Source organism: Nostoc sp. NZL, from assembly GCF_015714705.1.
Taxonomy (GTDB): domain Bacteria; phylum Cyanobacteriota; class Cyanobacteriia; order Cyanobacteriales; family Nostocaceae; genus Nostoc; species Nostoc foliaceum_A.
Window position 1 is genome coordinate 1 of record NZ_WBKL01000026.1, and the last position, 8751, is coordinate 8751.

The 8751-nt window shown below is 39.9% G+C and carries 7 protein-coding genes and 1 pseudogene; 2 read left to right on the forward strand and 6 right to left on the reverse strand.

Annotated elements, in window-relative coordinates; all coding sequences use genetic code 11:
* From F8R90_RS32630 to F8R90_RS03190, 3 genes and pseudogenes are all read right to left on the reverse strand, one after another.
* Positions 1-986: pseudogene (locus F8R90_RS32630) on the reverse strand (IS4 family transposase); the annotation flags it as partial.
* A gap of 100 nt (positions 987-1086) precedes the next feature.
* Entirely contained in the window at positions 1087-3135 is a 2049-nt protein-coding gene (locus F8R90_RS03185; RefSeq protein ID WP_196509526.1) for a TonB-dependent siderophore receptor, read from the reverse strand.
* A gap of 187 nt (positions 3136-3322) precedes the next feature.
* Positions 3323-4324: a helix-turn-helix domain-containing protein gene (locus tag F8R90_RS03190; protein WP_196509527.1), complete on the reverse strand. Its 1002-nt coding sequence runs from the start codon at positions 4322-4324 to the stop codon at positions 3323-3325.
* Positions 4325-4470: 146 nt separating this feature from the next.
* On the opposite strand from F8R90_RS03190, the gene F8R90_RS03195 reads away from it, so the two are divergent.
* Positions 4471-5745, forward strand: coding sequence for a ribulose bisphosphate carboxylase small subunit (locus F8R90_RS03195; RefSeq protein ID WP_196509528.1), 1275 nt, complete (start codon positions 4471-4473; stop codon positions 5743-5745).
* 210 nt (positions 5746-5955) lie between these two features.
* Here the strand turns inward: F8R90_RS03195 and F8R90_RS03200 are convergent, their stop codons facing one another.
* Both F8R90_RS03200 and F8R90_RS03205 read right to left on the reverse strand, forming a co-directional pair.
* Complete coding sequence (locus F8R90_RS03200; protein WP_196509529.1) at positions 5956-6708, reverse strand: hypothetical protein; 753 nt, start codon at positions 6706-6708, stop codon at positions 5956-5958.
* A gap of 363 nt (positions 6709-7071) precedes the next feature.
* A complete protein-coding gene (locus F8R90_RS03205; RefSeq protein WP_196509530.1) occupies positions 7072-7467 on the reverse strand; it encodes a hypothetical protein in 396 nt (131 codons plus the stop codon).
* A gap of 150 nt (positions 7468-7617) precedes the next feature.
* Between F8R90_RS03205 and F8R90_RS03210 the strand changes: the two genes are divergently transcribed.
* Positions 7618-7803, forward strand: coding sequence for a hypothetical protein (locus F8R90_RS03210; protein ID WP_196509531.1), 186 nt, complete (start codon positions 7618-7620; stop codon positions 7801-7803).
* A gap of 348 nt (positions 7804-8151) precedes the next feature.
* Here the strand turns inward: F8R90_RS03210 and F8R90_RS03215 are convergent.
* Positions 8152-8751 (reverse strand): transposase (locus F8R90_RS03215; RefSeq protein WP_196509532.1); only part of this gene is annotated, 600 nt, incomplete at its 5' end.

Sequence of the window (8751 nt, forward strand, 5' to 3'; positions counted from 1 at the left end):
GTCGTCGAACAATCCTTAAGGATTCTTTAATTCGCCCAACATATTTTTGAACACCCATGCGTTTAATTTTTTGACCAGATATAGTTGCAGCTGTATAGGCAAGTGAGATTAATAATATTAGGGAAATTAGTCTTTGTCCTGATACATTAGTATCTTCCAAGTTATAACCACCGCTCTTAAAATCTCTAAACATCTCTTCAATATCAAAACGTTGTTTATAAGCAATAATCGCTGAATCTAAATCATCTAAGTTGGTAAGGATAAACCAGCCCTCCTCCGGCGCAACTCCCAAACGTTTATGCTTCCATTTAGCAGCAAGATTAAAGCTAACAAACCCAAGGGATTTTGTATATTTAATGCCTTGGTAAAAGAAGGAAAGACCAGGCGCTAAACCTAAATCTCTTAATTGCAGCCAAATTTCCGGTTCTATTTCTATAAATGCATCTTTTTTTAAGCGTAAACAGAAATATACTTTCTGCTCTGTCAGCCAGAAATCCGCGCTTTATCGAGCAAAATTCACGGTCTCCTAACACTACAGTTTTATAATTATTAAAAAGCGGCAATGCTTTTTTGAATACTGCTTCTTGTTCATCAAAATTGCTTGAACCTAATTTGTCTAATAGCTTAAAATATATTGGGATAGACCTTTTATCCCAAACTACACTAATCATTAACAGATTAATACACCCCCAATTAGTCCGGTCAATTACTAAATAAATAACTTCATTTAAGGGGAAATATATCTCTAACCGGCTTTTAATAATTGGGAACCAAATTTCTTCAATATTTATGTAATTTAAAGACAAAAATCTTTGGACTTTCTTTCTCCTACTTTCAAAAAATATGGGGATAGGTAAAGCAGTAGCCAATGCTTCAATGCTAACAGTTTTAATAGATTGTAATAAATTTATCAGGATCTTTAGTAATAAATATTCTGCACGTCCCAATTCTCGCTTGAGGTTTGTTTCGTAGAATTCTGGTAATATTATCATTAATAGGGCTTATTGCGAATTAATACTCTTTTTCTTTTACCATAAATTGCTACACTACTTGCCATATATCTATTTCAGGGTATTTTGTCTCCCCTCAAGGTGCTAAGGTTGCACTCAAATTACGGTTGATATCGGCTTTAATACCCACTTCAAATTGTCTACCCGTTTCTGGTTCAAAGGGTGAACCATCGCCATTTCGACCTGTGCCAAAGCTGGGTTCCAATGAAGTTGTGTAAGATGCATACAAAGAAATATTTTCTGTTGGTTGATAGACTACTCCTAATCGAGGACTAAAATTACTGTCTGATTGCTCAAATTCTTGTTTTTCTTCACCCAAGTCTCGTTGGCTGCGATTTTGGTCAAAAATGTCAAATCGACCACCTGCTAATAGCTTTAGTCCAGGGAATAACTCGATTTGGTCTTGGAAATAAAAGCCATATTTATCGAGACTGTCTTCACGGAAAAAGTCTACTATCCCTTGTTTGGGATATTCTAAACGGCTATAAACTGGATTAAAAATATTTATGGATGGGTAGGGTGTAAAATCACCAAAAGTTCCATTTTCAGTTATTTTAGTGTATTCAAATCCGAGCAAGAGTTGATGTTTGATGGAACCTGTAGAAAATTTACCAACTACATTTGTCTGACTGGAATAAGCGTTGTCTTTGCGTTCAGAAAAGTATCTTAACCGACTTAATTCACCTGTCTCTTCATCTAAGGAATCGCGTAGAGGATAGTAACGTTCTAAATTGACAAATTGAGCGCGAAATGAGTTTGTCAGCGACCATTGGTCGTTAAATTTATGGTCGAGTAGGTAACTAAAATTGGTAACATTGATTTCGACGTTTTGGAAGGGTTCACCTAAGAAGCGATCGCGTGGTAAATTAGCAGGGCGATTCCCAATAGCTACAAGACCATCATCTGCTGTTCGAGTTTCATCGAACCTGACACCATCGAGTGTTAGTGTGGTGTTAGGGCTGAGAACCAACTGGAGCTTAGGAGCAAAAAATAAGCGATCGCTATTGACAAAATCCCGAAAACTCCCACTGTTCTCATAAAATGTGTTGAAGCGATAGAGTACGGTTTTTTCCTGGTTGAGTGGCCCAGATAAATCAATTGCACCGCGATAAGTGCTAAAACTACCAACGGTTCCCTCAAAAGAATAAAATGGTTGATTCAGGGGTTGCTTGGATACTAAGTTAACTACTCCTCCTGGTTGTGCGTCTCCAAACAACACTGATGCAGGCCCCTTAAGGACTTCTATTCGCTCAATATCAGCCGTTTCCAGCAATCCACCATAATTTTGATAGGAACGAATACCGTCTCTATAAGTATCAGCACCAAAACCCCGTAGAGAAAGATATTCGCTAAATCCTTGATAATAACCAGCATTATTAGCACCACTGACATTTTGCAGTGCATCACTAACACGAATTATCCCCTGGTCTTGCAAAATTTCACGGGGAATTACCTGGATTGACTGAGGTATATCACGGATGGGAGTATCTGTTTTTGTTGCAGTTGATGCATCCGGTACGCGATATCCATCTTGTTCACCCGTTACTACCAATTCAATGGGTTCTTCACTTTCGGCTGTAGGTTGTTCTGGTGGAGTTTCAGTTGTTGGCTGCGTCTCTGGCGTTTGGGTAATAGATACAGTTGGCGCAACTCCGAAAATTAAACCCTCATCGCCATCAAACAATTCAACCTGTGGCGCACCACTTTCACCCATTACCGTTACACGGATGGTATTTGCATCTAAGTTGGTAACAGCTATTTCTGTAATTCCACCAGTGGGGTTTGCTTGGTGAAATGTATCATTATTAGATAAACGCAATTGAGCATTGGGAATATCAACAATGTAATTATTCCCCTCACTCTTATTTACCGGTTGCAGTTTATCCCCTTGGGTTGTTTCTAAAACGACTTCCAGTCCTTTGTCAGTCGTCTCCAAGCGGATACCTGTTACCTGAATCGGGGTTTGAGAAAGATTCTGTGATATGACGGGTTTTTGGTTCGATGGGGGGAGTAATTCATTTTTCCTGTCTCCCTCGATTTTCACTTGTTGCGACCATACAGGCGGTGCGATGCATACTAATATCAAATTTGTGAACAAAAACAGATTTTGCAGCTGATTAGCCATAACCCCGCACACCAATGTCCTTAAATTAAGAAAATTTCCCAGTGAAAAATTAGCTTGCACCCTGTATCTCATCCAGTTCTACTTGGATAAAAATTTATTACCAGAAAGGAATAATTATCAAAAAGCTTACAGGAATGCTTTGGAGTGTGGGAGTTAACTATGGTTGCTAGAGGGAATTTTTTGAACGCTAGAGGGAATTTTTTCGGTTGGTGAGATATTCCTTGGGGTTAAGACCAAACTTTTTTCTAAAAGCTGCTGCAAAATAACTACGACTAGCAAAACCCACTATCCGCGACACTTCTACAACATTCATGTCTCCCGTATGCAATAGTTGCTGTGCTTTTTCCAGACGATAGTTGTGTAAGTAGTGAAAAGCCGTCGTACCAAAGACGAGACGAAAACCCCGCTTGAGAGTACATTCATTCAAACCTACTTGCCGTGATAACTCTACCAAAGAAGGTGGATTGTCAAGATTTCGCAATAATATTTCTCTGGCGTGGTGAATGCGTTCTAAATCATCTGATTTGACTGGATAAGTCTGAGTTTCACCTTTTTGCGCTTCTACTTCTTGTTCCACCAGTAACGCCATCAGTTCTATAACTTTCGCTTCTAAGTACATTCGTTTGGTGATACCGTGGTAAGGGCAATGTAAAATTTGTTGCAAGGCTGTCTGCATTGCTGGCGTTGTCACTCCAGATTTAGTGTAATAAGTGCTATCGCCACCTTTAACCAAATGCTGCAATTCTGGTGAAAGTTGTCCAGATTTATCGCCGATAAATGAGCAAAAAATCTCTGGTTCTATGTGAACATTAATCTCAACTAGCTGCTGTGCTGCTGACCATTCACAATGTTCTTTTGGTGCTATGCCACTACCGTATAAGCCGTATTCTCCAGCACCAATAGTCAGAGATTTAAATTTATCTGTGTAACCTCCAGAGAGGTAAAACGTATACTCTAGGGGATGTTTACGTTCAATAGCTTGGGTAATTAGCTGATTGTGGAGATGGTATTTGTTAATTGCTAACTCCAATCCCTGCCTTAATTCGATGATGCGTGAATAGCCTTGACCTAACTGCTGAGGATATTTGTAGATGTTATCTAAATCATCATCAGTGTCAAATTTACCAACATTATTGACATTTTCATCACATAGTTCGTTGTAAGCCTGCTGTGAAATCGTTACTGCCATTAGTGTTATGCTGGAGCTAAATGAAAATTATATTCATTAAGTATACAAAAACTGATGACAATAAGAAATCAGGGAAAAGGCGATCGCTATCCCCAAAAAAACTTAACATTAACCTTAGAAGTGTTAATTCTTCATAAGATAAACTCATGGGTTACTACATCGCTCCCCGCTTTTTGGACAAACTGGCTGTCCACATTACTAAAAACTTTCTAAAGCTTCCTGGCGTGCGAGTCCCCGTGATTTTAGGTATTCACGGACGCAAGGGAGAAGGCAAAACATTTCAATGTCAATTAGTCTTCGAGAAAATGGGTATCGAAGTGACTCACATCTCTGGCGGCGAGTTGGAAAGTCCAGATGCAGGAGATCCAGCGCGGTTGATTCGGCTGCGCTATCGGGAAACAGCAGAACTGATCAAAGTACGCGGCAAAATGTGTGTACTGATGATTAACGATTTAGATGCGGGGGCTGGACGCTTTGATGAAGGCACTCAATATACTGTAAATACACAGTTGGTGAATGCCACACTGATGAATATTGCTGATAATCCCACAGATGTGCAGTTGCCTGGAAGCTATGATTCCACGCCTTTACATCGTGTGCCGATTATTGTCACAGGTAATGATTTTTCTACCCTCTATGCACCGTTAATTCGGGATGGACGGATGGAGAAATTTTACTGGGAACCAAACCGAGACGACAAAGTGGGAATTGTCAAAGGGATTTTTGAACCAGATGGACTGTCACAGAAGGAAGTTGAACAGCTAGTTGATACTTTTGTCAACCAGTCCATTGACTTTTTTAGCGCTTTGCGATCGCGCATTTATGACGAACAAATTCGCAACTACATTCATCAAGTAGGTTTTGAGCAGATATCCTTGAATGTGGTTAATAGCGTTAAAGGCCCACCAGAATTTAAAAAGCCAGATTTCAGACTGTCTCACTTAATTGAATCTGGTAACTTCCTCGTTGGTGAACAAAAACGAGTGGAAAATTCCCATTTAGTTGACGATTACAACCGACTCAATCGAGGTAGAAATTCTCAATCTGCACAACCTGCTGCTGTAACACCAATTAATCAGCCGTCAAGCAATGGCGCAACTCAAGAAGTAAAAACTAATGGATTCCAGAAACAGGAAGTATCAAGTCCACATTTGACCCTAGAGACACAAGAACAGATTCGGCAATTATTATCTCAAGGTTACAAAATTAGCATTGAACACGTAGATGAGCGCCGTTTCCGCACAGGTTCTTGGCAAAGTTGTGTTCATAGCCATATTGATGCCGAGTCTGATGCAATCTCAAACTTGGAAGCAACTTTGGCAGAATATAGCGGTGAGTATATCCGCTTGGTAGGGATTGATCCAAAAGCCAAGCGGCGGGTTTTGGAGACAATTATTCATCGTCCGCATGGGAAAAATTAGTTATTAGTCATTAGTCATTAGTCATTAGTTATTAGCAAAAGAAAGTGGGCCAAAAAACTAATGACTATGGACTAATTCAGACCGCGTTCTTTGCAATGTCCTGAGCTTACCGTTAGCGCAGCCTCTCGTAAAGAAGGGTGGGTATAGTATCTCAAAGACTAATGACTAATGGACTCTCGCGTTGCGGTTTGATAGTTGAATGCTTACTCTTTAACTACAGGTAAGGGCTGAAGCCGAGTTCACCTTTGTTAAATCGCTAGTGAATACTGCTGTGTATTGATAAGGTGATGAACCAGAGCAACTCATGGAATTTGTATTAGCGCGACGGGGAGTCCACCATGACTTTGCCTGCACAATTAAATTTGTGCCATTCCATGATAACTTGTTGACAACTAAAGAGTTAGTTTGTCCATTATCCGCCTTTTTAGCAGTTAAAAATGTGGCATAGTTAACCTGTCCATTGGCTGGATTAATCCGGGCTATAACCGCGACTTTTGGCCCGCCTCCGCTACCATAGCTAGACAACCAACGCCCAGTTGCAAAGCGGCGGAAATCATTACCAATCTGACTACCAGTGGAGGAGTAAACGCCATATAAAACATCCCCCCCATTCCAATACAATCCATAACCTGTACCATCATCATTTGTTGTTTCGTAATCACTACGACACCAAGATTTGATACCGTTACTGAAACGGATTGTCACAGGGTTTTTGTTATTAGATGAGACTTGCTGATAACCAATGTAAATGCTTGTAGTTCCACTACTTACTTTGGCCCCATTTTTAGCTTTGATTGTTGCTTCACTATCATTGCAACTGAATGTTACAGCATTACCGATAGATGAATTTACAGTTTGGGCAAAAGCTGGAGGAGCTTTTTGTGTGATTGCTAAATCAGCTACTAATACTACAGATAAAGAGAAAGCTGACAAATATTTCTGCCATTTGTGAGAAGAATTCATGGTATAAAACTGCCGAGAAATTGTAAGGGAAAAACACCGTATTACTATAAACTCTCATGAGAGTTTATACAAGCAAAATTCTTTAAATTCGCATCTTGTAGTATTCTCAACACCACGAGAAATGAGAATATACTACAAAATACATAGTATAATATGCGTTAAATTGCATGATATTAACTGCACATAAATATTCCTTATAAAAGAATATTTGTACATAGAATAAATTGCGTAGGCAAAGCCCACCAAAGGTATCGCAGTAGTCAAAAAGAAATGGTTTTAATGAACAAGTAGCGTTTGCTCATTTTCCATATCCTTTGCTAAAAGCTTTCTTAGCCTCTGCTTTCTGCCTCTTTCCGTGCTATTCTAGACAGGCTTAGCATTATCAACTGATACTTCTCCGACACTAGCTTTTAGGCGGCTTAATCTGCTTTTGCGGATACGTTCGCTATCACGAATACCACCTGCCATCTCATATTCACTGCTGTTTTTGCCATACTTAAAAGCAACGCCCATCACCATCTTATCTGTAAGATTGTTCAAGGTTTTTTCCATCTCATCAATTTTGGTCTTGGAAGAGTCAATCATAGCTAAAGCAATGTTATAAGCATCTAGCATAGTGCGTAACTCTTCAATTGATTTAGTCAGATTTTGTAAATTGCAATTATCACCAAAATCCATATTTAAATCAATTGCTTTCAGTCCAGCGGATCTCAATTCAGCTTTTTCTATAACACGGGATGTACGTTTTTGACGTGACATAGATATATTTGTTAGCCAGGGTTATAGAGCTAGTTTGACTTAGTAAAGCTGTTTTCTGGTTCAGTAAAATTCGTGAATAATTTTATTTCTTTAAAAACTAATACATAAATCTGAGTAATTTCTCTTAATTCAGATATTGCACCTGGTTTTTTGGACGATTGCTTTAACGTTAGTGATGAATGTCACGATGTTAGTGATGAATGTCGTGATGTTGGTGATGAATATCGTGATGTTGGTGATGAATGTCGTGATGTTGGTGATGAATGTTGTGATGTTGGTGATGAATGTTGTGATGTTGGTGATGAGTATTGCGATATTCATCATAATGGCTTCTGATGGAAGTGCGTAGATGCGTAGCGCAAAGCCAAAGATAATCCGCTTCCGGGCTTGTCCTTAGCAGTCCATGTGCGAGGTACACTTTCAGGATAGAAGAAAGCTAGAGTTTGAGAGAGTATTTCTACTTATAGCGGTTCTCGTTTACGTGAGGTACACCCGTAGGGGCACTGCCGTGCCCCTACGGGTGTCAACTTAAGCTAAAAGCCTTTTCAAATCTCGTTTCCAGCCTCTGGGCTGGAAATGCAACTCAAAAGCGGCTCTGCCGCCTCCCTTGCTGGCGGCAGAGCCGCCAGGACGGCATTCCCAGTCTGAGACTATTGGTGACAACTTAAAGTGAGCGTCAAAATGTCAAGTGGGGTGCGGAGATAAGTTCAAAGTGGGTTGCTGTCGGGATTTGGGTTGATATTTAACAATTCCCAAATCTCGATTTTTGGGAGAAACAAGGTAAGCCATCAGATCAGTAGCAAGCCCGTGATTGTAAGCATAGTGAAAGTGGTAAAAAGAGCGAAATAACATTTCCAGGGAAATTTTGTCAGTTTCAATAGCAAGTTCATCAGCTACAGCATCAGCGACATCAAGTAAAACAGCATAAAACAACCAAGTAGCCCAGATTTGAAGCTTGATGCCATTAAGAGAACCTGTCCATAAATAGGCAAGTCCTAATAACCGCTTCACCAGACAAAATGCAGTTTCAATCTGCCATCTTCGACTATAGAGGTCAGCAATTACATCGGGAGGTAACTCCATTGGGCAAGTAACACTGGTAATGTACTTATACCAAGTATTACCGCACTTGATTTCTATCAAACGCACAACTATTGGCTTTGCCCGTCCCCGTTTGTGCCCCAATTCAATGATTTGGTCAACAAGTTTTGGCGTATGACTTAAGGTTTTTTGGACGCGGTAGCTGGCTTTTTTTAGTCGAGTTATCCAAGCAACACCTTGAGT

Coding starts and splice junctions, on each gene's coding strand:
- F8R90_RS03185 (WP_196509526.1), bottom strand. CDS start 3,135: ATGGCTAATCAGCTGCAAAATCTGTTTTTGTTCACAAATTTGATATTA.
- F8R90_RS03205 (WP_196509530.1), bottom strand. CDS start 7,467: ATGTCACGTCAAAAACGTACATCCCGTGTTATAGAAAAAGCTGAATTG.
- F8R90_RS03195 (WP_196509528.1), top strand. CDS start 4,471: ATGGGTTACTACATCGCTCCCCGCTTTTTGGACAAACTGGCTGTCCAC.
- F8R90_RS03200 (WP_196509529.1), bottom strand. CDS start 6,708: ATGAATTCTTCTCACAAATGGCAGAAATATTTGTCAGCTTTCTCTTTA.
- F8R90_RS03190 (WP_196509527.1), bottom strand. CDS start 4,324: ATGGCAGTAACGATTTCACAGCAGGCTTACAACGAACTATGTGATGAA.